General features: G+C 49.6%; 22 protein-coding genes and 1 riboswitch. Of the genes, 5 read left to right on the forward strand and 17 right to left on the reverse strand.

Annotated features, from left to right (window positions below):
* Positions 1-163 precede the first annotated feature (163 nt).
* Complete coding sequence (locus tag BLU57_RS10905) at positions 164-748, reverse strand: hypothetical protein (protein ID WP_090320590.1); 585 nt, start codon at positions 746-748, stop codon at positions 164-166.
* 510 nt (positions 749-1258) lie between these two features.
* Here BLU57_RS10905 and BLU57_RS10910 point away from each other — a divergent pair.
* Positions 1259-2086 carry a hypothetical protein gene (locus BLU57_RS10910; RefSeq protein ID WP_143026969.1) on the forward strand — a complete coding sequence of 276 codons (828 nt, stop codon included), beginning with the start codon at positions 1259-1261 and terminating at the stop codon, positions 2084-2086.
* Positions 2087-2152: 66 nt separating this feature from the next.
* Positions 2153-3244, forward strand: coding sequence for a zinc metalloprotease (locus BLU57_RS10915; protein ID WP_090320595.1), 1092 nt, complete (start codon positions 2153-2155; stop codon positions 3242-3244).
* A 161-nt stretch (positions 3245-3405) separates the two neighbouring features.
* Here BLU57_RS10915 and BLU57_RS10920 read toward each other — a convergent pair whose 3' ends face one another.
* The 8 genes from BLU57_RS10920 to BLU57_RS10955 form a co-directional block, all read right to left on the reverse strand.
* Entirely contained in the window at positions 3406-3792 is a 387-nt protein-coding gene (locus BLU57_RS10920) for a VOC family protein (RefSeq protein ID WP_090320598.1), read from the reverse strand.
* Between the two features lie 92 nt (positions 3793-3884).
* Positions 3885-4499 carry a hypothetical protein gene (locus BLU57_RS10925; protein ID WP_090320601.1) on the reverse strand — a complete coding sequence of 205 codons (615 nt, stop codon included), beginning with the start codon at positions 4497-4499 and terminating at the stop codon, positions 3885-3887.
* Positions 4500-4503: 4 nt separating this feature from the next.
* Complete coding sequence (locus BLU57_RS10930) at positions 4504-5046, reverse strand: glutathione peroxidase (RefSeq protein WP_090320604.1); 543 nt, start codon at positions 5044-5046, stop codon at positions 4504-4506.
* Between the two features lie 70 nt (positions 5047-5116).
* Positions 5117-6430, reverse strand: coding sequence for an OprO/OprP family phosphate-selective porin (locus BLU57_RS10935; RefSeq protein ID WP_256206243.1), 1314 nt, complete (start codon positions 6428-6430; stop codon positions 5117-5119).
* Positions 6431-6544: 114 nt separating this feature from the next.
* Positions 6545-7744 (reverse strand): ABC transporter permease, encoded by a 1200-nt coding sequence (locus BLU57_RS10940; RefSeq protein ID WP_090320607.1) that lies wholly within the window; start codon positions 7742-7744, stop codon positions 6545-6547.
* 29 nt (positions 7745-7773) lie between these two features.
* On the reverse strand, positions 7774-8976 hold the full coding sequence (locus tag BLU57_RS10945) for an ABC transporter permease (protein WP_090320610.1): 1203 nt from the start codon (positions 8974-8976) through the stop codon (positions 7774-7776).
* Positions 8963-9646 carry an ABC transporter ATP-binding protein gene (locus tag BLU57_RS10950; RefSeq protein WP_090320613.1) on the reverse strand — a complete coding sequence of 228 codons (684 nt, stop codon included), beginning with the start codon at positions 9644-9646 and terminating at the stop codon, positions 8963-8965. The genes BLU57_RS10945 and BLU57_RS10950 overlap by 14 nt, the downstream gene beginning before the upstream one ends.
* On the reverse strand, positions 9643-10791 hold the full coding sequence (locus BLU57_RS10955; protein WP_090320616.1) for an efflux RND transporter periplasmic adaptor subunit: 1149 nt from the start codon (positions 10789-10791) through the stop codon (positions 9643-9645). The genes BLU57_RS10950 and BLU57_RS10955 overlap by 4 nt, the downstream gene beginning before the upstream one ends.
* A 195-nt stretch (positions 10792-10986) precedes the next feature.
* On the opposite strand from BLU57_RS10955, the gene BLU57_RS10960 reads away from it, so the two are divergent.
* Positions 10987-12570: a MutS-related protein gene (locus BLU57_RS10960; protein ID WP_256206245.1), complete on the forward strand. Its 1584-nt coding sequence runs from the start codon at positions 10987-10989 to the stop codon at positions 12568-12570.
* A gap of 247 nt (positions 12571-12817) precedes the next feature.
* Here BLU57_RS10960 and BLU57_RS10965 read toward each other — a convergent pair whose 3' ends face one another.
* Positions 12818-13984: a response regulator transcription factor gene (locus BLU57_RS10965; RefSeq protein ID WP_090320622.1), complete on the reverse strand. Its 1167-nt coding sequence runs from the start codon at positions 13982-13984 to the stop codon at positions 12818-12820.
* Positions 13985-14638: 654 nt separating this feature from the next.
* Here BLU57_RS10965 and BLU57_RS16610 point away from each other — a divergent pair.
* Positions 14639-14974, forward strand: a complete 336-nt coding sequence (locus tag BLU57_RS16610; RefSeq protein WP_256206246.1) for a hypothetical protein — start codon at positions 14639-14641, stop codon at positions 14972-14974.
* Positions 14975-15012: 38 nt separating this feature from the next.
* The gene (locus BLU57_RS16615) at positions 15013-15492 is read left to right on the forward strand and encodes an exonuclease/endonuclease/phosphatase family protein (RefSeq protein WP_256334401.1); all 480 of its coding nucleotides are present in this window, start codon (positions 15013-15015) and stop codon (positions 15490-15492) included.
* Positions 15493-15510: 18 nt separating this feature from the next.
* On the opposite strand, the gene BLU57_RS10975 is transcribed toward BLU57_RS16615, so the two are convergent.
* From BLU57_RS10975 to BLU57_RS11005, 7 genes are all read right to left on the reverse strand, one after another.
* Positions 15511-16446 carry a carbohydrate kinase family protein gene (locus BLU57_RS10975; RefSeq protein WP_090320625.1) on the reverse strand — a complete coding sequence of 312 codons (936 nt, stop codon included), beginning with the start codon at positions 16444-16446 and terminating at the stop codon, positions 15511-15513.
* 49 nt (positions 16447-16495) lie between these two features.
* Positions 16496-17947 (reverse strand): aminomethyl-transferring glycine dehydrogenase subunit GcvPB, encoded by a 1452-nt coding sequence (gene gcvPB, locus BLU57_RS10980; RefSeq protein WP_090320628.1) that lies wholly within the window; start codon positions 17945-17947, stop codon positions 16496-16498.
* Between the two features lie 20 nt (positions 17948-17967).
* Positions 17968-18465 carry a thiol peroxidase gene (gene tpx / locus BLU57_RS10985; protein WP_090320631.1) on the reverse strand — a complete coding sequence of 166 codons (498 nt, stop codon included), beginning with the start codon at positions 18463-18465 and terminating at the stop codon, positions 17968-17970.
* A 34-nt stretch (positions 18466-18499) separates the two neighbouring features.
* The gene (gene gcvPA, locus BLU57_RS10990) at positions 18500-19852 is read right to left on the reverse strand and encodes an aminomethyl-transferring glycine dehydrogenase subunit GcvPA (RefSeq protein WP_090320634.1); all 1353 of its coding nucleotides are present in this window, start codon (positions 19850-19852) and stop codon (positions 18500-18502) included.
* 58 nt (positions 19853-19910) lie between these two features.
* Positions 19911-20300, reverse strand: a complete 390-nt coding sequence (gene gcvH, locus BLU57_RS10995; RefSeq protein ID WP_090320638.1) for a glycine cleavage system protein GcvH — start codon at positions 20298-20300, stop codon at positions 19911-19913.
* Positions 20301-20344: 44 nt separating this feature from the next.
* Complete coding sequence (gcvT, locus tag BLU57_RS11000; RefSeq protein ID WP_090320641.1) at positions 20345-21436, reverse strand: glycine cleavage system aminomethyltransferase GcvT; 1092 nt, start codon at positions 21434-21436, stop codon at positions 20345-20347.
* A gap of 43 nt (positions 21437-21479) precedes the next feature.
* A riboswitch (glycine riboswitch) is annotated at positions 21480-21582 on the reverse strand.
* Positions 21583-21839: 257 nt separating this feature from the next.
* A complete protein-coding gene (locus BLU57_RS11005) occupies positions 21840-23804 on the reverse strand; it encodes a tetratricopeptide repeat protein (RefSeq protein WP_090320644.1) in 1965 nt (654 codons plus the stop codon).
* Positions 23805-23846: the final 42 nt, after the last annotated feature.

The following is a 23846-nucleotide window of genomic DNA, read 5'->3' on the forward strand; positions in this document are numbered from 1 at the left end:
TTTGATATCCGTGAATTCTCATCGATATGAATCCATTAATATGACGTTTCGTTTCGACAGCAATATAGCCTATTAGGAAGGCTAAAATAAGCGAGATGACTAGATTGGATACCTTTAATCTAAAACATAAACTCATTACTGAATCGAGTTAATGATTCATTTTTCAAAAATTTTTGTGAATATCACTGAAAAATTCTTCAATATCATTTATCAAATCCCGACAGTAAGAAAACTCGATTACATACAACTGACTGATTTCTGATACTCGAATACCCTTTTTTCCCTCCAGCAATTTCTTATTTCTGTCTGATAAGTAACCACCATAATGAATTAAATCATTTCTAATCCTATAGAACTCTTTAAGTTTGCAGTATGAACCCTGATTAAAATCGTATTTCAAACCAAGTCCTTCTTTGAGGACATGCTTTACCCAGCATAAAACATTTCCATTTTTCCATGTTTCATCAAAATCTGAAACACTTACATTTTTTATTCTTGCCAAGGAATTCACAATGATCGGAATAAAAAAATCAAGTAAACCTTGAGCTTCAATTAGTAAAAAGGTGGTAAGTGTTAATTTATAGTTTGGAATGAATTTTGGAGGGAGATATTCATCCACATCATGAGCCACCATCTCGCTAATATATTGTTCATTCTTCTCATAATAATTATTAACTTGATTCTCAAATTCTTCAATTAGCAATCTAAATGTGTCACATTCATATTTATATCTGTCACTCAACTTCATTATAAATTATCCAAACGAATCAAACATATAATCTTCTACTTAATAACAATCTTAAGTATAGGATAACGCATAATCATTCCCCGATTGATTTTAATTCTGAATACCCCACCGTCTGCGACAACAACACCTGCTAATCATGCGTCAACTCCAGCACTGCGGCAATTACCCCATCATGCCAAGTACGAATTTACCGATGGTATGATCGTTATCTCCTTTCTCTATGCTGTCACCGTGAGCATACGCGTTCTCATCGATGGTTAAAACCGGGCTGATCACGCATGCAATTGACTGCTGATGATAATAAACGCAGCAAGAGCATCGCACATCCACTTCTACTGCATTGAAAATCCATCATAAACTGCAACGCATTCATTTGACGGCATGGGACTGTGGTTTTTGTCACTGACTGAGCCGGCAAAAAATCTTATCTTTTGGCATCTGCTTTAATTTTTACGGTTTTATGCAAAACCGGTTCAGCAACGCAACGATCCACCCCGTTTGAGGAGAACTATGATGAAAGTAAAAACACTAGCAGCAGCAATTCTGGGTTTGACCCTGTCGATGGTTATCACGTCCACGCATGCGTCGCACGCGGACGGCACCAACACTTCGGAGCTGGTGCACAACGCCGATCTGATTTTTGAAGGTAAGGTCGTCAATGTCGAATACCGCACCTCGGATATTCTTAAAGCGGATGATGTATCCATGCCGCATACCTATGTCACTTACGAGATCACTCGGAACTTCAAGGGCCGCTCCAGTGAAGATAAATTGATCACGCTGCGTTTCCGCGGCGGGCCTGACGATACCGGCAATACCCTTATTATTCCGGGTGTACCGTTATTCCAAGCGGGCGATCAGGATATCGTATTTGTGCGCGGCAACGGCGTGGAAATTTCGCCGGTGGTCGGCGGTAATTTTGGCCGTTTCCGCATCAGCAAAGATGCCGTGCATTCGGATGCCTGGCAAGAAATCTGGTTGCTCAGCAATGGCCAGCTCGACCAAGGCAAATTCAATGAAGAAAAGAAAAGTGTAACCCACCGCATTGGTGTCCACGAGTTTACTTTTGAAACCGAAAACAAAGCGGAGTGGACTCCGCCAGCCGATGCTAAAAAGCTGACACCGGTGCAATTCCGTAAATTCCTTGGCGATAGCGTGAATCAGCACTATACCCCGCAAGCACTCAGCACCCTCAAAGCAGCCAGAAGCGTTCCCGTTCATGAGCAGTTCTCCATTGGAAAAGCAAAACCGCTGGCCGCACCAGCTGTGACACCGGTTATCCACAAACTTGATCCGGAAGCGATACGCCCGGAAGAAATGGCGATCCGCAAACATTAAAACGCATTTCAGCACGGAATTTGAACACTGCACTCACAGCAGGAACCAACGATTAGGAGACTTATCATGAACGCATCGCGACTCAACCAATTACTTGCCGCACTGTTTCTAGCTAGCATGACTCAGCAGGCATTCGCTTACACCACGATCAAATGCGGCGGCAGTTCAACCAAATGGAGCGGCAACAATTACACCGTCCGCGCATCATCCGTCGGCTTTCCCGTAGGCCCGTGGCGGGATGCCCTATCCTCGGTGATTTCACATTGGAACGGCAATCCCAGCAACCTGAGCTTCGGCGTGGTTTGGAACGAACCCGCCGTCGCCGCCAACAACAATGAAAACGAAGCCTGGTGGGAAGCCAATAACGGCCCGAACATCGGCACCTATCCGGCAGTCACTTATGTTTGGTTTAAAAGCGATTGCGCGCTGAAAGAAGCGGATGTCATATTCAATAACAGCGTGGCCTATCACTACACCACCAGCAAAACCAGCCTCTGGCCCTACGGCGGTGCAAACCGGCCATTCCAAACGACTGCCATGCACGAATTTGGCCACGCCGCCGGATTGGCCCATACCGCCAATACCTATAACATCATGGGATCCGATTGGACGCATATCCACGCCAACGGCGCGACTGCAACCGCCTACAGCGGCGAGGATGCCAACAATGGACTGGTAGCAGTGTACGGCTTATGGGCAGGCGGTCCGGAAGATCTCGGCGTGGTTCATTGGAAACATATCGGCAGCAGCGGCGAATACAGTACGCATGGCCGCACCCGCATCCTCAATACGTCGAACATCGAACTGACAAAAGTGGCTGGCACGACCGAGCCCGTGTATCGCGTCAACAAGGGGCAAACCATCAAGCTCGAACTAACCTATGAAAATCTTGGTAAAACCAGTCCGCTGGCCGCCAAGGTTGGCTATTACCTGTCAAGCAATGACATCATCAGCGTGGCCGACCGGTTCCTGGGTGAAGGCAACGTTACCTTATACCGGGGCGTTCCGGACACCACATTCAATACCTTCCTGGTCATCCCATCCGATCTGGTCAGCGGACAAACTTACTGGGTTGGCGCCATCATCGATTACAACAATGCCTATAGTGAACGCAGCGAAACCAATAACGCCACGTATATTGGCATCCGCGTAAATTAGTTCCATACGCATTCAGTTGCACTGCAAAAAGCTTCTTCGCTCACACAGGACACGTGGGTGAAGAAGTTTTCAGGGTTAAAGATTATAGTAAACGTTGATTCCGCTTCAAAAAAGTGTGTATCGAATCTCCTGAACGCTCCCGATCCCGATCCCGAAAGGAATTATCCCCAAGCGGCCTGTTGCAGCACGATGCGATAGCGATCATCATCTTCAAATGTGCATCCGTGATATTGCCAGTAAGGATTGAACGATGCCACTTCGATAAAACCCGCAGCCAGCATGCGTAAACAAGTTTCCCGCCATTCGTCTATTTCCGTCAGATAAAAAACCAGCAGATCTTCCGGTGTCGGTGTTGGAACAATAGGATGAGTGCAGCAGTAAGTAAGCTCTAAATGATAATCCAATCCGGGCTTTCCAAGCATCACACCGTCAAATCCTTCGTGATCCTCGAAACGGCCGATTTCCTCAAGACCCAGGCCATTACGATAACGTGTTACCGATTGTTCCAGATTGCTGACGGGGCGGGCAATGCGCAGATGAAGTGGCATGTTGATTTCAACTTACAATGAGATTGCTTCGGATTTTTTAGCAAACGTAATGAAAGATTATTCGTTGCCAAAAAACAAGAAACAAGTTTGTACTATTCAGACGCCTCAATATCCAACTTCACACCATAACCGGTTTTTTTGCCATCCGTCTCGTTATTCCGTGTCAGTATCGCGCGGCACGTCGTGATTTGATCCTCCAATTCCATTTCCTTGAGTTTGTCCCGAAAACTGTGCGCTTGCTGGCGGCTGAAGTGACCGATGGTATGGCTGTGGATTTCAACGCGCACGACGTCGGTATCAAAGGGATTGCTTGCATCAGGGATCAGTTCGACTCTGAAGTCATACGATTGCGGGGCCGTGGCGGTTTCAAAACGGATACTATTTTCTTGCATCAACTGCTCGATTGCCTTTTGATACGGCGCTGCCGAGACGGTGCAGGCAAATTGCCCCGGTTCCGGCCAAGCATAATGACTCTTGGCTGGCTTGGCGTGCGATTGCGCGCTCTTTTTCACATCGGCGGCGGCAATCTTATCCCGTTTGAAATAGAGAATGAGCGCGGAAATCAACGTGACCGGCAGGATGAACGACACACCGGCCCCGGCACCGGTGATTAATCCCAAAAACACCGACAACCCCAGAATCGAGGCAATACTGATTCCCGGCTTTTGTTCGCCTGGATTACCTGAAGAATCAGGTTCCTGGTTCATCGCGTTACTGTTTTAAAGCCTGCTCGATCGCCGACACTACTGCCGAATCGGAAGGCTTGGTATGCGGAGTAAATTGTGTGATCAGCTTGCCGTCGCGCCCGATCAGGTATTTCTGGAAATTCCAGGTTGGATAAGTGCCCGATAATTCCGCCAGTTGCACATAGAAAGGATGGGCATGGCCTTTTTTCACCGGGGTTTTTTCGAACATCGGGAATTTGACATCGTAAGTCAGGCGGCAGAAATCCTGAATTTCCGTTTCGGTTCCGGGTTCCTGTCCCATAAAGTCGTTGGACGGGAAGCCCAATACAACCAGCCCTTTCTGCTCATAGGTTTCGTGCAATTTTTCCAAGCCTTCATACTGCGGCGTGTAACCGCATTTACTGGCAGTGTTAACAACGAGCAGCACTTTGCCGGAATAAGCTTCGCATAAATTCACCGTATCGCTTCCGGCAAGCTTGCGGAAATTCTGATCCAACAGTGAACTGTTGCAGGCGGCATAAACGGGGTTTATCAAAAAAGTTGTGAGTAAAACGAGCAAAATACGCATGGTGATCTCCTCAATTATTGTGGGCTGCATCGGAACGGATAGCAAAGATTATTCTATCTTACTTCGCGCATTAGAAACTGACTTGAGTGCGGAAAGAAAAAACCGACAGATGATCGGTATGCGCCGCAGTACCTATGCCAGCATTTCCGCGCATGGCTTCGGTCAGGTAGTAGTTAAACATGAAACGGGTATTCGGATACGGATACCAATTCAAACCCAGTGTAATGACTTGAACCTGGCATCTCGATGTGCCGCTGCGGCACGGATTGGCGCTGAGACTTTGACTGAAATTTTCCGCCAGATCATAGCGCCCGGCCAATTCCAGCGCACCCCATTTGCCGCTTGGCTGCGGCTTGCCGAAAGCGCCACGGTCTTTTCTATACACGGCATGTTCCCCGGTAACAAACCAGCTTGCCTGCGCATAGAAAGCCTGAATCGTGGAATCCCGGTTGCTTCCGCTGACTTGATGCGTGTTATCGAGCCGCGCGATGGCGTATTCGCCTTGCAGCGTGAACGGTCCGGCGGAATACGCCGCTTCCGCGGCAAAAGTCGACTGGCTATTGTGATTGGGCGCGCCCAAGCTGGCTCCGGCGGCTCCCAGCGATTGGCTGATGCCTTGGCGTCCACCGTACACATCGACAATTCGGGCGGACAGCGAATCTTTATTGGCGGTATCCCGGCTGGCGGAAAGTCCGAGATGCAGAATATGGCCTTCTTTATAGACCGGCAGCCAAACCACGCGTCCGCCATAACTGATGCCTTCCACAGGCAGGCCGAAATGCGACAGGCTCATCACATCGACACCGAAACCCAGGTTATCCTTGACTAGCGCGCGGTAGCCGATGCCGGTTAAAAACTGCCTTCCGTTGTAGATTCCGGTGGATGATGTGGATGGGCGTTCCATGAAGGTAATTTCGTTGGAACTGGTGATTTCTTCCAAACCCCGGTACGCTTTGAATTGCCCGACCGTGAGCTGGCCCGGCCCTAATTTGGCAGCTACCCAGGCTTCGCGCAGGCTATGCGGAAAAGCGGTAGTGGCATTGACTGCAAAGTCATTCTCGAATTTAAAATTAATACCGTAAACTTTTCCGGTGATCGTCGCGTAGGTTCTACGCCAATTGAATCCGTCGCGATCATTACCGCTCAAAAGCTGACTGCCAAACGCAGGATAATCCGGATTTGCCTGATCCGGATACAACGAATGCACATCGAAGTGGCCGCGGCCATTCAGACCGATCTCGAAGTTACCGTCATCGGACTTGATCCTGGGGCCACCCTTGTAGGTAAAGTTAACCGCATGACATGACGCAATGCCAAAATGGGTCAATACTACGATATTACAGAGCTTGATCGCGCTTTTCAGGCTTTGTTTACATGCCAGCACACCGAACCCCACCCTTGTATGATCGAAGTGCGTTCGATTATATCTTAACCCAAAACGAGTGCATGACATTGTCCATTGTCATTGGGCCCGGTGCTGCAGCCGGATAAACGATACCTAATCGGCGCGTAAGGCATCCACCGGATTCAGTTTTGCCGCGCGCATGGCGGGCACCACACCGGCAGCGAGACCGATCGCCAGCGATAAGCACAACGCGCCAAGCACAAAATTCCACGGAATATTCACCGGCAATCCGCTGATCAGCAATTTCAGCAGTCCTGCAATACCCGATCCGATGAGCAACCCCGCCAGGCCGCCGATGGCCGACAATGCGGTCGATTCCAATAAAAACAACAAGCGGATGCGCCCGCGCGTGGCGCCTAATGCGGTGAGTAAGCCGATTTCCGATACCCGCTCGGAAACGGCGATGTGCATCAGCGTGATCATGCCAACCGCGCCGACAATCAGCGAAATACCGCCCAGCGCCGCGACCGCGAACTTCAATACACTGAGCACGGTGGATAACGTGCTGAGCATCTGCTGTTGCGGCCTAACGGTAAAATCCTCGCGTCCATGCCGTGCGATCAGAATGCGGTTAATATCGCTGACCACGGCTTGCACCGGCGCATCCGGGTGATAGGAAAAATTAATCTCCATCACGCCTTGACGGTTGAATACTTCCAATGCCCGCGCGGTAGGGACGAAAACGGTGTCATCCAGATCAAAGCCGATTACATTGCCTTTCGGCGCCATGATGCCGATAACGCGAAAACGCGTTCCGCCGACTTGCAGCAACGCACCGAGCGGATTGGCGTCACCGAACAATTCGTTGCGCACTTTGGCACCGAGCACGGCATACGCACGCGGATTACGCGGATCGTCGTCTGGTAGAAATTGCCCGATAGCGATTTGCATATTAAATGCCCGCGCAAAATCAGGTCCCTGGCCGTACGCCGTTACCCGGCGGCTGCGGCCTTGCGCGCGGATTTCCGCATTGCCGGTCACACTGGCGTTGGTGTATTGCGCGTAGCGGCTTTGTTTCAATGCGATGGCATCTTCAATGGTCAGCAACCGCGCGCTGCCGATCGCACCCAACGAACCGCCATGCGTGTTGATCTTGCCCGGCGTAATCGTAACGATATTGGTGCCGAATTGCGTGAATTCGGTCAGCACGAAACGCTGTACACCATCACCGATCGCAGTCAGCAAAACCACAGCAGCGATACCAACGGCGATTCCGGATGCCGACAGAACCGTGCGCAGCCGATGTGCCGTTAACGACCGGAAAGCAAACTGCAATGTGTCGATTGTGTTCATCGTTTGTTGATTGCTTTTTTAGCGCTTACTTAACGTTTACTCAGGGCTTTTACGGCGTCGAGCCGCGCCGCTTGGCTGGCAGGCCAAAGACAGGCCAAGACCCCGGTAATGAGCGCCACCAGGATTCCGGCAATCGAAGCCCAGGCGGGTGCCCAGGCGGGAAGCTGCGGATAAGCCAGGCGTAGCATCAAGCTGCCGGATTGACCCAACAGAAATCCGAGAATAGCACCGGCAAACGACAGCCACACCGCCTCGGCGAAAAATAACCGGCGAATATCCCGGGATGTGGCGCCAATGGCTTTCAGTAAACCGATTTCCGCCGTACGCTGGTTGACCGCCACCAGCATCACGTTCATCACCAGAATCCCGGCGACAATCAAGCTGATCGCGGCAATTCCGGCGACAGCCAGCGTCATGGTGTGAAGAATCCGGTCGAAAGTCGCGAGGATGGCGTCTTGCGTAATCACGGTAATATCCTCTTCGCCATCATGACTCTGCTTCAATGCGGCTAATATAGCCTGCTTGGCGGGTTCAATCACATTGTGGCTTTTGGCTTCGATCAAGATGCGGAATAACGATGTGGTGTTGAACATGGCTTGCGCATAGTCAATCGGGATGATAACGATTTCATCGGTATTAAACCCCATCGATTCCCCCTGCGCCGCCAGCACACCGGATACGATAAACCGGCTATCGCCCAAGCGCACGCGCTGGCCGATGGCCTGGCTGCGGGGAAAGAATTCATTGGCAATTTTTGCACCCAATACGATTTGCGCATTGCGCTCGGTACCGTGCGCCAGAAAACCTCCCTGCGCCAATTTCATGTGCCGGATGGGTATCAAGTCGGCATTGCTGCCCAGCACCGTAACTTCGCGCAGGCGATTGGCACCGGATAATTCCGCAGCGCCAACATTGAGCGGCGCATAACGCCGCACTTGCGGCAACCGGCCCAGCAGTTGCGCATCTTTCAACGTCAGATCGCGCGGCGTTTGGCCGAGCACGGCGCCGAGAAATGAACCGGAAGTTTCCGCGCGCCCCGGTAATACGACCAGCAAATTAGTGCCGATGGAAGAAAATTGATTGATGACATATTGCCGCGCACCGTCGCCTAGCGCCGTTAACACCACGACAGCTGCCACCCCCAGCGCCATCGCCAGGATGATCAGCAACGAACGGACACGGTAACTGACAACCGTTTTAAACGACGTTTGTAAGGTATCAACCAGCGTCATCGGTTTGATCCGTGAGTATTTTCCCATCACGCATCGCGATCTGGCGGTGCGCACGCGCGCCCAGTTCGCGGTCGTGCGTGACGACAATCAATGTAGTTCCGCCATGATGCAGATTTTCCAGCAGCGCCATCACCTCAGCGCCGATCTGATGATCCAGATTTCCCGTCGGTTCATCGGCCAGAATGACGCTGGGCCGCATGATCGTCGCGCGTGCAATCGCCACACGCTGGCGTTGTCCGCCGGAAAGCTCGGCGGGACGGTGACTGGCGCGCTGTTTCAGCTCAAAGGCTTGCAACGCGTCATTGACACGGATTTGCCGCTGTTCCGGCGGGATGCCGCTCAAGACTAGCGGCAGTTCGATATTTTCCGCTGCGGTCAGGCGCGGAATCAGATGGAACGACTGAAACACGAAACCGATTTTTTCCCGGCGGATTTGCGCTTGTTCCGTTTCCGGCAAATCGGTGATCAGCCGGTCATCGAGTTCATAACGCCCGCTATCGGGCCGGTCCAGCAAGCCGATGATATTCAGCAGCGTGGATTTTCCCGAGCCGGAAGGCCCCATGATCGAGACATACTCGCCGGAGGCGATGTGCAGATTGATGTCGCTTAACGCATTCACCACCTGATCACCCATGTGAAACGTGCGCGTAATCGCACTCAGGTGGATCATGGATTCTTGGGTTGCACCGCAACACCGGCTTTGATTTTGTCTTGATCAAATGAGATCAGCACGCGGTCTCCCGCTTTAAGGCCGGTGCGGATTTCGGTGAAGCTCCAGTTGCTCAGGCCGGTTTCCAGCGTCTGTTCCGCCAGGCGATCATTGGTATCCACTAACCAGACTTTATTATCTTGCCGGATTGCTTGCGTTGGAATACGCAGCACATCGTCCTTGCGTTCCAGCACGACTTCGACATCGGCGCTGTAACCCACCAGCAGCGTATCCGCCGGAACTTGCAGAAAATCCACTTCGATATCGACGGTACGCGCCTGTTTCTCGATTTCAGTCACATAAGGCGCAATGCGCCGGATTTTTCCGGGAAAAATTTTGCCCGGCATCGCGTCCAGTGTAATACGCGCTTCTTGCCCGACTTTGATTTTGGGCGCATCGACTTCGTCCATCGGCGCCGTGACGTATAAACAACTGTCGTCGATCAGATCGATCGTCGGCGGAGTGGGAATGCCCGGAGGCGACGGTGTGGTGAATTCGCCCAGCTCACCGGAAATTTTACCAATCACCCCGGAGAAAGGCGCGACGATCACAGTCCGGTCAATTCCGGCTTGCGATACGCGAATTTGCGCCTCGGCGCGTTTGATATCGGTGCTGGCCGCTTCACAACTGGCCTGACGCGAGCGCGCATTGGCATTAGCATCGTCGGCGCGTTGTGAGCTGACAAAACCTTGTTCTACTAATTGTTGCGTGCGGTTCGATTCGCGCCGGGCGTTTTCCGCCAGAATGCAGGTTTCGCGGCGCCGTTCCTGCGCCATCGTCAGTTGCCGCTGCGCCAGTTCGCGTTGCGCTTGCAAATCCTGACTCCAGAGCTCCAGCAACACCTGCCCCTTTTGCACATGATCGCCTTCCTTCACCCAGATTTTGGCGATCTGCCCGCCGGTAATCGGTGCCAGATCGGAACGCTGACAGGATTTGACCGTGCCAGCGCGCGTGTTAACGATAGTGGCTTCGACACTGCCTGGTGCAATTGTGGCCAATTCCACTTCCAGCGGTTTGGGGCGGGTGTAATACCAACCGGCCAGTGCGATTGCACCAGCCATAAGGGCAAAGCTGATTAATTTGAACGGTTTCTTGAGGGGCGGCATGATTGGGTGAATGAGATCAGTACGATATCCGGTGATCGTGTGTTGTGTTTCGTTGCAAATATGCGTATTTTACACGTTCGTTAACGCATAAAGCCGTTTGCTGGCAATTCATCAAAAACCTTGCATAGACATTTTCGTATGATTGATATCTGGCGCAAAAAATTCATCTTATCCGATTCCGACCAACCCCGAAGCATGGAGGATATACGACCAACAGAAGCGGATTACGAAGCGCTTGATCCGAAAACATTTGCGGCGATAGAAACCGAAGCGCTGTTTCATACCATTGACCGCACAAAAACCGAAACCGGCCGCATGGCGCTATACCGGTCGCTAGCCCGCCCGGATCAGGATGCGCAGGTCATACAGCAAAAACAGATCGCGCTGCGTGAAATCGAAACGAACCCAGAGCTTTATAGCGCTTTAGCGACCCTCACCGAGAAAGTCGTTTCCGGTGAACGGACATTGAAGCATCTGCTGTACGGCGAGTTTTCCGGCGGTTTTGCAACCGATGAACCGAGCAGTCGCAGCGATAAGCTGGAATTCGGCGGCTACGGCTACCGGCAGTATCAGGACGGCACCCAATTTGCGGTGGATCTGGTTGAGAAAGCCGCCGCATTACCACGCCCGCAGTCGGCATATTTACGCACGCTGCTTGACGCCATTCATGATTTTGGCCAATCGAGAACTTACGCGCTGATGAAAGGCCCGGTTTATTCCATGGGCGGAAAATTCAAAACTAAAAAAGAGAAGTCCGGTTTTGATCTGTATTCGCGCTTCCAGCCTTCGCTATTTAAAATTATACCGATGCTGACTTTCCTGGCCGCCGGTTATGGCATCTTATTCTTCTTTGAGACCCTGATGCCGCAATTTGGCACGTCGTATATCAGTTACGGCATTCTGGCGCTGACCGCGCCGGTGCTTCCGATTGTCCTGCTAGCAATGGGGGTCTCCGATCGCGATTCGATCATTTACCCGCTGCGCAAGCAATTCCGCGAAAGCCCGGATTTGGCCAAAGCAGTCGAAGCGTTGGGATTACTCGATGAGTTGCTGTCTTTCTACCGCTATGGACTATCATGTACCGGCGATAAAATATTGCCGGAAATTATCGATGAGAAACAGCACCGTTTAACCGTCAGTCAGGCCAGGAATCCATTGCTGATCAAGGCAATACCGGACTATGTGCCGAACGATGTGCATCTCGATCTGGCAGGCCGGGTACTAATCATCACCGGCCCGAACAGCGGCGGCAAAACGGCGTATTGCAAAACCATCGTGCAAATCCAGTTACTCGGGCAAATCGGTTGCTACATTCCCGCCACGCAAGGGCAACTGGTTCCGGCGGAGCATCTCTATTATCAAGTGCCCGATCCAGGCCAACTCAGCGCCGCGATGGGACGCTTCGGCCATGAACTCCAGCGTACGCGAGAAATATTCTTCAATGCCACACCAGGCAGCCTGGTGGTGCTGGATGAATTATCCGAAGGCACGACTTTCGAAGAAAAAATGACGATTTCGGAATATATCCTGAAGGGATTTCATAAGCTCGGCGCAAGTACTTTGCTGGTCACGCACAATCACGAACTCTGTGAGTTACTGCAAAAAGACGGTATCGGCCGGTATCTGCAAGTCGAATTCATGCCACAAGGCCCGACACACCGCCTGATCGCTGGCATCTCCAAAGTCAGTCATGCCGATCGGGTTGCCAGTGCGATTGGGTTCAGTCAGAAAGATGTGGAGGAACATTTGGAGCGGCAGAGCGTGACTCGAGAGAGATAAACCTGCCTTCGGATCTCGCGCTTATCAGCTATTTGAAAGCAATTAGTCCGGGTACACCGTTAAGATTTAATCGCTGAACTACATAAAGAAAAATGAGTAAACCAGGAAAATGAAGAAACTATCCGAAACAATTTAGAAATTCTCTGACTCGAATCTCTACTGCTATGGCGAATTTCCCAGTCTATTCAAATTTTGGACTTGCTAATCATTTTGTCAGTTTGATGAAACGAGAAAATACATTCTCGTGTTAATAACCTCTAGCTGACTCGTTCACGGAGGATGCCACGTGTTGGAAATGCTGCTTAGCATATGCAAATAAGCTGAATCGATTCTTAATACCTAATTTGCTAAATATAGAAGTCAGGTGATTACGCAATGTGTGCTCGCTCATGCATAATTTTGCCGCGATCTGCTTATTTTGTTCCCCGCCACTTCCGTCTGAGAATGCTTTGAGGATCATGCATTCCTTGCGTGTCAGCATTGTGATCTTGTCCGAATCTGCATCAGCAGAGACTTTTCCACGTATGCGTGAATTTTGGAGCAGAATACGCCCTGTTGTTATGCGATCAAGCCATAACTCACCATCATAAATCTTCTCAATCGCGCGAAGTACCGTTTGCATCGATTCTTTTCTGTGCACTACTCCACGCGCACCACTAAGTACTGCTCTGTCAATGATTTCTTTATCATGTGATTCAGTAAAAATTACCACTCGCGTATTTCCATCACTTGCAAAATCAGGAATATGATTTACGCAATCTATGTCATCCAAGTAAGTGTTTAGAATAACAATATCCGGTTTTTTCTCCAGAATAAGGCGTTTAGCATCGGAAATATTTGTTGCAATTCCAACAACTTCCATTCTGGGCTTTTCGCTATTAATCAGCTTTTCCAATCCCCAAAGTACAATTTGTTGATCATCGACTAATAAGACCCGGATAGGCTGAACCGAAAGCTGCTTGATATGATCATTGGATTTATCAATACCATAGTATTGACAGAAACAAGTTTCAAAATCCGCATGATGCCTATTTGTACTGTTTTTATTGATATCGCAGCCCATGGAAGTAGCGATCGTCATGGTACGTTGCACAATCAAGTCACTCGCATAAGCTGTGAAATAAATACAAAGATTCGTGCTATCAGTTTGTAAATTTAATTGCTGCGCCAAGTAGATACCATCACAATCATTCAGCTCCATGTCGGTTAGAATCAAATCAGGTTTGTCTTTTTTAACTCTAACTAAAGCTTCTTGACTTGAAGTGCAAACACCAATGATATTATATTCCCAATCATTTAGTATATTTTTCAACATCTTGCCAGAGATATATTTATCTACAACAATCAACACTCTAGTTTCATCAATTCTTCTGTGCGAGATTCTTGCGAGTATGTGCTCTGTTTTGTTGGTCATTTATCTTTGCCTTTAAACAGTACTACTTTTAAATTCATTCTCAAATTTGCCATTCTTTGATTCACTATATGAGTATCTGAAGAAGGGTTACTAAAAGACATTCCCATTAAAAAACCATTCTTAATCGATGTACCACTTGGTTAACTATAAGCATTTATACTTAGCAACACTGTCACAGAAACTGTTACGAATGTTTCTTCTAGCTAATTAAAATATCCACAGTCTAAAATTTGCCGGTCGTTTGATTTCTTTATTGCTTAAATATCGACCAAGTTTTATTTCGGATTTAATTTGAAAAACTTTAAAAGATTTAATTCAGATAAACGGAGATCTCGCGCATGAAGCAGTAACTATGATGCGTTATTTTGTGAAACATCCGTACTGTTAAAACTATCACTGTAAAATATTAATCAATTATGACATTGCTTTCTTTGTTGTATTTTTTGCAAGTGCAAATTGACAAATTCAGCAATCCAGCGATCACGGGTTGCTATACTTGAACCAGCTGTCTTGCTTAATTTAATTGTAAAAATAGTACAATCATAGCAAAAGCCATTTGACGCGAATGTGGGAAAACGCACACAAAAATATATCTGATCGACTATTTGCAAGCGAGCACTTTGAAGTTCGTCCATCACAAAATCTTCAATCTATATGAGACTGTTAAGCTGGAATATTCAATGGGGCCGAGGAATAGATGGGCATGTCGATCTTGTGCGCATCAACCGCACAATCAGCCAACTGGGTGATTTTGATGTCATTTGCTTGCAGGAAGTCGCGATCAATTTTCCCGGTTTACCGGGTAGCCGTAGTGAAAATCAGATTGCCCAGCTATCCGCACTTCTCCCGGGCTATTCTGTCATCTATGGCATAGCAACCGACGTACCGGACAGTCGAGGCGGACGCAATCAATTCGGCAATGCGATTTTTTTACTCGTTTACCGGTTGGTCAAGTTTGGCGGCATTTGCTGCCATGGCAAGCGGAATTAGCCACCCCGAGCATGCAGCGAGTGCTGGTGGAAGCTGTTATGGCTACCGATATCGGATCGCTGCGCATCATGACCACTCATCTTGAGTACTATTCGCAACAGCAGCGCGAAATTCAAATCGGCGCAATCCGGAACTTGCACCGCGATGCTTGCTCCATGTCGCAGCGAAAATTCCTGAAAGAAGAACAAGGCGGGACCTTCGAAGTTTCTCCCAGACCTGCGGAGGCATTATTATGTGGTGATTTCAACTTCCCGGCGACTGCGCGCGAACACGCAAAAATTCTCGCGCCCTTTGACGACAATAGCACACCGGGCTTTCACGATGCTTGGCCAGTTATACATCCCGGTACGCCGCATGCGCCAACCGTCGGAATTCATTCAGTCGATTTTGTTGACCAGCCGGAGTGCTTTGATTTTGTTTTTATTACTGAAGGATTGGTAAGCCGTCTCAGCAACATTGGCATTGATGCTGAAACGGAAGCTTCGGATCATCAACCGGTATGGATTGAATTCAAATGAGATACTGGAATGCTTACCTTAAAAAATACGCGTACCAAAATTCTCGAAATAATACTGACCAATTTCATCGCGGGAAAATTGATGATTCTGTCCGCCACGCTGGGCAATTTTCAGTGAACCCATCAGTGAGCCGAGCTGACCTGTTGTTTGCCAATCAAAATTATTCACGATGCCATACAACAATCCGGCGCGATACGCGTCGCCGCACCCGGTCGGATCGACAATTTCTTTCGGTTTTACACAGGGAATTTCATATTTTTTACCATCGGCGTAGATGATGGAGCCTTGCGCTCCCAGAGTAATGATTAACGCCTTGGCTTTGTTCGCCAACGATTCCAGCTTGCGTCCCGTGCGGTCTTGCAGCATTTCCCCTTCATAGTCGTTGACCGCGATGTAATCGGCTTTATCAATGAAACCGAGCAATTCCTCACCGTTATACATCGGCAACCCTTGTCCCGGATCAAAAACAAACGGAATACCCGCTTCATGAAATTCATGCGCGTGTTGCAGCATGCCGTCACGCCCGTCCGGCGCGATAATGCCCAGACGGATATCGCGCGACTCTTTCACTGAATTGAGATGGGAAAAATTCATCGCGCCCGGATGAAAAGCCGTGATTTGATTATCGGCCAGATCAGTCGTGATAAACGCTTGCGCGGTGAAGGTATCGGCAACATGCTGCACATGTTCCTGCGTCAGATTCAATTGCTTAAACCGTGCTGCATACGGCGCATAGTCATCGCCTACAGTGGCCATCATCACTGGTTCGCCGCCCAACATCTTTAGGTTATAAGCGATATTACCGGCGCACCCGCCGAATTCACGGCGCATTTCCGGAACCAGAAAGGCGACATTCAATACGTGAATTTTCTCCGGCAGGATGTGATTCTTAAAATGATCCGGGAAGACCATAATATTATCGTAAGCGATAGAACCACAAATCAGTGTGCGCATAGTTTAACTGCCAATATTAATTAATGATGAAAAACAACTAGTAACGTTCTCAAGCGCTGGGTTTCCATGCCAAATCCAGCTCACGCGCAGCTTTGACATCATCCAGTTTACGCACCGACATGGTATGCGGTGCACCTTTGACCATATCCGGTTGCGACTCAATTTCGCTCAGGATTTCTTTCATTGAAACAACGAAAGCATCCAGCGTTTCCTTGGATTCCGTCTCGGCTGGTTCAATCAGCAAACATTCCGGCACCAGTAACGGGAAATACGTTGTCGGCGCATGGTAGCCCTTATCAAGCAAACGTTTGGCTAAGTTCATCGCGGTTACACCGGTCTTATCCTTGATGTCTTTCATCGTGACGATAAATTCATGGCTGGCGCGGCGATTCGGATAAGCAATCTCAAAGCCTGCTTTGCGTAATTCCGCCATCAAGTAATTCGCGTTTAGAGTAGCAAACTCGGAAATCCGATGCATACCTTGCATACCCAACAAGCGAACATAAATATAAGCCCGCAGCAACACACCGGCATTCCCCATATGGGCGGATAAACGGCCAATCGATTGCGGTTTATCTTTTTCGGCAACCCAACGATAGGTATCACCTTCCTTGGCTACGATCGGGATCGGCATGAAAGGCAACAGCCGCTCTGCCACACCAACCGGTGCAGAACCGGGTCCACCACCGCCATGCGGGGTTGAGAAAGTTTTGTGCAAATTGATGTGAATCACGTCGAAACCCATATCGCCCGGTTTCACTTTACCCAGCACCGCATTCAGGTTAGCGCCGTCGTAATACAACAACCCGCCCGCGGCATGAACCACGCGGCTCATTTCCGCCACATTCTTCTCAAACACACCCAGCGTGGAAGGATTGGTCAGCATCAATCCCGCAGTTTGCGGACCAACGGCTGCCTTCAGCGCGTCCAGATCGACGTTACCGTCTTTGTCGGTGGCGATTTCCACCACTTTGAAACCGCACATCACCGCAGTCGCTGGATTCGTGCCATGCGCCGCATCCGGTACAATAATCTCGGTACGGGCAAAATCGCCGCGCGACTCGTGATACGCACGAATCATCATCACGCCGATCAATTCACCTTGCGCGCCTGCCATCGGGGTCAAGCTGACACCCGCCATACCGGTGACCGATTTCAGAATTTCCTGCAATTCGTACATACATGCAAGAAAGCCCTGACCGGTGTCTTCCGGCGCCGATGGATGCCGCGATATGAATTGCGGCAACATCGCCAATGAATTACACGCACGCGGATTGTATTTCATCGTGCAGGAACCCAACGGGTAAAACTCGGTATCGATCGAGAAATTCTTTTGTGACAAACGAGTGTAATGACGCACCGTATCCATTTCGGAAACTTCCGGTAAAAGCACTTTGGATTTACGCAGCAAATTCTGCGGAATCGCGGATTTGCTAGCCGGTGTCGCAGGTGACTGCGAATAATTGTGCCGTCCTTTGCGTGAGTGTTCAAATATCAGCATAATGTAAGATCAATCTCAGTTTATTTCTTCAAAGCAGCCAGAGCCGCATCGTAGTTGGGTTCATCGGCAATTTCCGGAACCAGTTCGGCGTGAATGATGGTATCCGACTCATCCAGCACGATCACCGCGCGCGCAGTGATGCCGCCAAACGCGCTGTCGGCGATGAAAACACCATAATCTGTCATGAACTTCGCGCCACGCATGGTTGACAACGTAATTACCTTATCTAATCCTTCGGCATCGCAAAAACGGCTCATCGCAAAAGGCAAATCAGCAGCGATGATCAACACCACGGTATTGTCCATATTGCTGGCTTGCTGATTGAACTTACGCGTGGAAATCGCACACACCGGGGTATCTAAGCTTGGCACGATGTTTAATACTTTCTTTTTACCGGCATAATTGGCCAGCGTGACATCTTGCAGATCGCGATTGACTAAAGAAAAAGCAGGCGCTTTTTGTCCAACTTTGGGAAAAGTGCCTTCAAGTTTGATCGGCTTTCCTTTTAAAGTAACCATAGTTTTTTCCTCTCAAATGAATTTAAATAATGTTTTAACCAAGCGCATGCTTCAATGCGCCGGCATAATTTTGTAAGTCGGCTGCCGTTTTCGTTTCAGTCGCGCAAACCAGCAAAGCATTGCCTAATTCAGGATAATGCGCATGCAGATCAAATCCGCCCAGAATACCTTTCTGTTTCAGCTTGGCTAACACCTCCGCGGTCGGCTTTGGCAGAGTCAGCACGGTTTCGTGGAATGTCGGTCCGCTGAATGTTCTTTTTACGCCACCGGTTTTTTCCAATTGTTCAACCAGGTCCAGTGTATTGGCGTGCGATTGCGCGGCGATGCGGCGCAATCCTTCAGGACCGGTCAACGCCATATAAATCGTGGCCGCGGTCACCATCAAACCTTGGTTGGTACAAATATTGGAAGTCGCTTTGGAGCGGCGGATATGCTGTTCACGCGCTTGCAAAGTCAGCACAAACCCTTCTTTACCATCCAAATCGGTGGTGCGGCCGATGATACGGCCCGGCATTTGGCGAACCAGCTCATTCTTGCACGCCATGAAACCAAAGTAAGGACCGCCACTGGAGAGCGGGATACCCAATGGCTGGCCTTCGCCCACGGCAATATCGGCACCTTTGCTGCCCCATTCGCCGGGTGGCGTCAATAACGCCAGCGCGGTCGGATTGACGACGCCAATAGCAAATGCACCTTTGCTCTGCGCCCAATCAGTCAGGGCATCGACTTGTTCCAGCACACCGAAGAAATTCGGCTGTGGAATCACCAGTGCGGCAAAATCGCCAAAATCCGTTTTCGTCAGCAATGCCGGATCGACCTGACCGGTTTTGGTATCGAAGGGCAATTCGACCACTTCGATTTTCTGATTGCTGACAATCGCACGTACAACCTGACGGTAAACCGGATGTACGGTTTTCGGAATCAGGATACGGCGCGATGTTTTATGCGAACGCACCGCCATCAAAGCCGCTTCCGCCAGCGCCGTGGCGCCGTCGTACATACTCGCATTGGAGACATCCATACCGGTCAGCGAGGCCATCATCGACTGATATTCATACAACAGCTGCAATGTGCCTTGACTGGCTTCCGCTTGATACGGCGTATACGAAGAATAGAATTCGCCGCGCGTGGTGATCTGCCATACAGCAGCCGGAATGTGGTGCTCATACGCACCAGCGCCGATGTAATTCTGGTAGAAACCATCCTGGTTCGCGCGTTCCATCATCAGACGCGTGATTTCCAGTTCGCTGAGGCCGGACGGAACACCGGTGAGCTCGCCGCTGACGAGTTCATCGGGAATTTCGTCAAACAGATCTTCAATTGACTTCGCGCCTATGCTGGCAAGCATCTCGGCAATATCTTCTTCGGTATGTGGAATAAACGGCATGATTTATCTTAAAAACTTAAAGTAATGGGAAATTAAAAAGCGAGAAACACAACCAATCTTAGTGATCTTCGTTTTCCACTAATTCGGTGTAAGCCGCGGCATCCAGCAATCCGTCGATCTCGGCGGGATTGCTGGGTTTCATTTTAAACAGCCAGGAAGAGAATGCATCTTCGTTGATTTTTCCTGGCTCATCGACCAGCGGAGAATTCACCTCGGTCACTTCGCCGGAAATCGGTGAATAAACATCCGCCGCCGCTTTGACGGATTCCGCCACGGCACATTCTTCTTTTTGTTTCAATTTGCGTCCGACATCCGGCAATTCGATAAACACCATATCGCCGAGCAACTCTTGCGCATGATGGGTAATCCCAACAGTTACCGTGCCGTCGGCTTCAGATCTCACCCACTCATGGGATTTACTATATTTTAAGTTTGTTGGAATACTCATTTTTTCACTCCAGATAAAAGTAATATTTTTTGTTACAGTTCTTATTAAATCAGTACGTTTCCGTTACGCACGAACGGATATTTTACCACTTTGGCACGCAGCTTCTTATCACGGACGATGACATCGACCTCGTCGCCGACGGCTATTTGCACCGGGACACGCGCCAAGGCAATCGATTGATTCATCGTTGGTGAAAAACCGCCGCTGGTGATTTCGCCCTTGTATTCGGCACCGTCTTTTTGACCAACCACTTCCTGGTGGCTACGCAATACGCCACGATCGATCAGTACCAATCCGACCAATTGGTGCGTCACGGCAGTATCCAGCAATGCCTGCTTACCAATGAAATCGCGCTCGCTTTTCAGATCAACCGTCCAGGCCAGACCGGATTCCAACGGATGCTTGGTTTCGTCCATATCCTGACCGTATAAATTCATCCCTGCTTCAAGCCGCAATGTATCGCGTGCACCGAGCCCGGCCGGAGCAACACCGGCGGCATGCAACGCTTTCCAGAAAACCGGCGCATCGGCGGCAGGCAGAATGATCTCAAAACCATCTTCACCGGTATAGCCGGTACGAGCAATGAAATATTGTCCCACGACTGCGGATTGAAACTGCTTCAACTCTTCCGTCACCGCTTGCGAACCAGGGATCACTTGCCAGACTTTGGCGCGGGCATTGGGGCCTTGAACCGCCACCATAGCCATATCGCGCCGCGGAGTAATTTCCAGATGAGGCGCCAGCGCATCGCGTTGTTTGAGCATCCAGGCCACGTCCTTATCAGCCGTGCCCGCGTTGACCACGATACGGAACCAAGTTTCAGATAAAAAGTAAATGATCAGATCATCGATAATGCCGGCCTGTGGGGTCAGCATACAGGAATACAGCGCTTTACCCGGAACGGTCAGTTTATCGACGTTATTAGCGACCAGTTGACGCAGAAAGCCGCGCACATTATCGCCTTTGATATCGACCGGCAGCATGTGAGAAACATCGAACATGCCCGCATCCTGACGCACTTTATGGTGTTCATCCAACTGCGAGCCATAATGCAGCGGCATATCCCAGCCGCCAAAGTCCACCATTTTGGCGTTCATATCGCGGTGGGTTTGATTCAGGGGTGTCATTTTCAGCACGGTTTTTCTCCCAAAAATATAGAGCCATTCAAAGTGAATGACTTCGTGCCCCTCTGTCCTTTTTACCTGAGAGATTGACAGAATTGAATCCGTGTGCCCCTTCGGTGGCCGGAAAAGATTTTCCGGCGCTCTCCAGATTGCCTGTCGCAAGCGGTTCTCGAGGAACAAACCGGGGTTTGATCCTGCCTGAGCGATTCCGGGGGGGTTACGCCTTCGGCGGCGCTAAAAAAGATAGCGCACTCTCCTGCTTGGATTATTTTAGCAAAGTGCGAACTATACCTGACGAACAAGGGTTTATACAAGCGATTGCAGTGAAGATTACGGTGAATTTTGCTGATTGAAAACAAACGCTGCGCTTGATACAGTTTTATGGTCGTCACCACATTGATCGATCGGGTTTCAGCTAATCAGAGCCTTTTTGTTTCGCTTCATCAATCAGGGATTGAATCAATGCTATTTTGTCTTGAGTGTCCAGTTGCTGAAATAGCGCCAGAGATTGCTCCCAGCATTCGATCGCACGCTCGAGATCGCCACGAATCCGGTAGACGACACCCAAGCTGCCGTAATGATTGGCCATGCCTTCCTTACGCTCCAGTTCTTTATCGAGCGCCAGCGCTTTTTCATGGTATTCGATCGCACGCTCTAGATCACCGCGGACTCGGTAGACGATGCCCAAGTTGCCGTACTGATTGGCCATGCCTTCCTTGCGTCCTAATTCCTTATTGAGTGCCAACGCTTTTTCATGATATTTGATCGCGCGTTCCAGATCACCGCGGATTTGGTAGACGATACCCAGGTTGCCGTAGCCGTTTGCCACGCCTTCCTTGCGCCCCAATTCCTTATCGAGTGCCAGCGCTTTTTCATGATATTCGATCGCACGCTCCAGATCGCCTTGGATTTGGTAGACGATACCCAGGTTGCCGTAGTGATTAGCCATACCTTCCTTACGTCCTAATTCCTTATCGATCGCCAGCGCTTTCTCATGGTACTCAATTGCACGCTCCAGATTGCCGCGGATCCCGTAGACGACACCTAAGTTGCCGTAATGATTAGCCATGCCTTCCTTGCGCCCTAATTCCTTATCAAGCGCCAGCGCTTTTCCATAATATTCGATCGCGCGCTTCAGTTCACCGCGGACTCGGTAGATGATCCCTAGGTTGCCATACTGATTGGCCATGCCTTCCTTGCGCCCTAGTTCCCTGTTGATCACCAGCGCTTTTTCATAATACTCGATCGCACGTTCTAGATCACCGCGAATTTGGTAGACATTCCCTAAGTTACCGTAGTCCCTCGCCATGTCTTCCTTGCACCCCAGCTCCTTGTTGATCACCAGCGCTTTTCCATAATATTCGATCGCACGCTCTAAATCACCACGAATTTGATAGATATTCCCTAGGCTGCCATAGTCGCTCGCCATGCCCTCCTTGCACCTCAGCTCCTTGTTGATCACCAGCGCTTTTTCAAGGTATCCGATTGCACGCTCCAGATCGCCAAGAATCTGGTAGACATTCCCCAAGTTACCGTACTGATTGGCCATGCCCTCCTTACGCCCCAACTCCTTGTTAATTACCAACGCTTTTTCATGATATGAGATCGCATTCTTCAGATCGCCGCGAATCCGGTTGACGATCCCCAAGTTACCGTAGGCAACAGCTTCACCTTCGCGGTCTAAATGTAACAAAGATAGTTTCTGAGCGGCTGTATAGGCACTTTCGGCATTACCCAGTTCGCCGATTCTTTGATAGAGATGTCCAAGGCTATTCCATCCGTCAAAATTATCCGGATCGAGCTCAGTGCTGCGTTTAAAAGCAGCAAAGGCTTTTTTTGTATCGTGCAAAAAAGCTAGCGAACCTAAATGGCGTAGCGCTTTGGCTGCTTCGATGTATCCTTTTTTTCCTTTGTTCTTGTGTTCGGCCTCTGCTGCTACGAGCCTAAAGATTTCTTCCGCCTTAGCTACATTACCGTGATTCAGCAGATCGAACGCTTGCCGGATATCGTACTGTCGCGAGTTTTGCTGCATCAGTGCTTGGATCGTTTCTTTTAACGACTTGATGATCTGTGCATCTTTCTCGCCTTTTTCGGTGACCAGCTTTTCGGCTAGTTTCACCACGTCTTCAGCACTCAAGTTATAGTGATTATGCGTACCACCAAAGTATTGATTAACCATCGCATGATCGTTTACTGTAACGGGTACGTTAATTTGTTCTCCTGAGTTTGGGGAATTCTGGTTTTGGATTCCTATAGATGAATTTCCGCCTTGTTTTTTCTTCCAAATCCAAACGGCCCATATTCCACTGACTATCAAACCAATGGAAGCGATAGCATCTTTATGCTGATCCAACCATTCGATGATTTGAGCAATTTCCATTGATCAAAAGTGAAACGAGTTTTGCAGGGTGGATAAGCGCAG

It is taken from the genome of Nitrosomonas oligotropha, assembly GCF_900106555.1.
Taxonomy (GTDB): domain Bacteria; phylum Pseudomonadota; class Gammaproteobacteria; order Burkholderiales; family Nitrosomonadaceae; genus Nitrosomonas; species Nitrosomonas oligotropha_A.

Coding starts and splice junctions, on each gene's coding strand:
- BLU57_RS10965 (WP_090320622.1), bottom strand. CDS start 13,984: ATGACCAACAAAACAGAGCACATACTCGCAAGAATCTCGCACAGAAGA.
- BLU57_RS10955 (WP_090320616.1), bottom strand. CDS start 10,791: ATGCCGCCCCTCAAGAAACCGTTCAAATTAATCAGCTTTGCCCTTATG.
- BLU57_RS10920 (WP_090320598.1), bottom strand. CDS start 3,792: ATGCCACTTCATCTGCGCATTGCCCGCCCCGTCAGCAATCTGGAACAA.
- BLU57_RS10915 (WP_090320595.1), top strand. CDS start 2,153: ATGAACGCATCGCGACTCAACCAATTACTTGCCGCACTGTTTCTAGCT.
- BLU57_RS10975 (WP_090320625.1), bottom strand. CDS start 16,446: ATGCGCACACTGATTTGTGGTTCTATCGCTTACGATAATATTATGGTC.
- BLU57_RS10905 (WP_090320590.1), bottom strand. CDS start 748: ATGAAGTTGAGTGACAGATATAAATATGAATGTGACACATTTAGATTG.
- BLU57_RS10960 (WP_256206245.1), top strand. CDS start 10,987: ATGGAGGATATACGACCAACAGAAGCGGATTACGAAGCGCTTGATCCG.
- BLU57_RS10930 (WP_090320604.1), bottom strand. CDS start 5,046: ATGCGTATTTTGCTCGTTTTACTCACAACTTTTTTGATAAACCCCGTT.
- BLU57_RS10940 (WP_090320607.1), bottom strand. CDS start 7,744: ATGAACACAATCGACACATTGCAGTTTGCTTTCCGGTCGTTAACGGCA.
- BLU57_RS10950 (WP_090320613.1), bottom strand. CDS start 9,646: ATGATCCACCTGAGTGCGATTACGCGCACGTTTCACATGGGTGATCAG.
- gcvPB (WP_090320628.1), bottom strand. CDS start 17,947: ATGCTGATATTTGAACACTCACGCAAAGGACGGCACAATTATTCGCAG.
- BLU57_RS10910 (WP_143026969.1), top strand. CDS start 1,259: ATGATGAAAGTAAAAACACTAGCAGCAGCAATTCTGGGTTTGACCCTG.
- BLU57_RS11005 (WP_090320644.1), bottom strand. CDS start 23,804: ATGGAAATTGCTCAAATCATCGAATGGTTGGATCAGCATAAAGATGCT.
- gcvPA (WP_090320634.1), bottom strand. CDS start 19,852: ATGCCGTTTATTCCACATACCGAAGAAGATATTGCCGAGATGCTTGCC.
- tpx (WP_090320631.1), bottom strand. CDS start 18,465: ATGGTTACTTTAAAAGGAAAGCCGATCAAACTTGAAGGCACTTTTCCC.
- BLU57_RS16610 (WP_256206246.1), top strand. CDS start 14,639: ATGAGACTGTTAAGCTGGAATATTCAATGGGGCCGAGGAATAGATGGG.
- BLU57_RS10945 (WP_090320610.1), bottom strand. CDS start 8,976: ATGACGCTGGTTGATACCTTACAAACGTCGTTTAAAACGGTTGTCAGT.
- gcvH (WP_090320638.1), bottom strand. CDS start 20,300: ATGAGTATTCCAACAAACTTAAAATATAGTAAATCCCATGAGTGGGTG.
- BLU57_RS16615 (WP_256334401.1), top strand. CDS start 15,013: ATGGCTACCGATATCGGATCGCTGCGCATCATGACCACTCATCTTGAG.
- BLU57_RS10925 (WP_090320601.1), bottom strand. CDS start 4,499: ATGAACCAGGAACCTGATTCTTCAGGTAATCCAGGCGAACAAAAGCCG.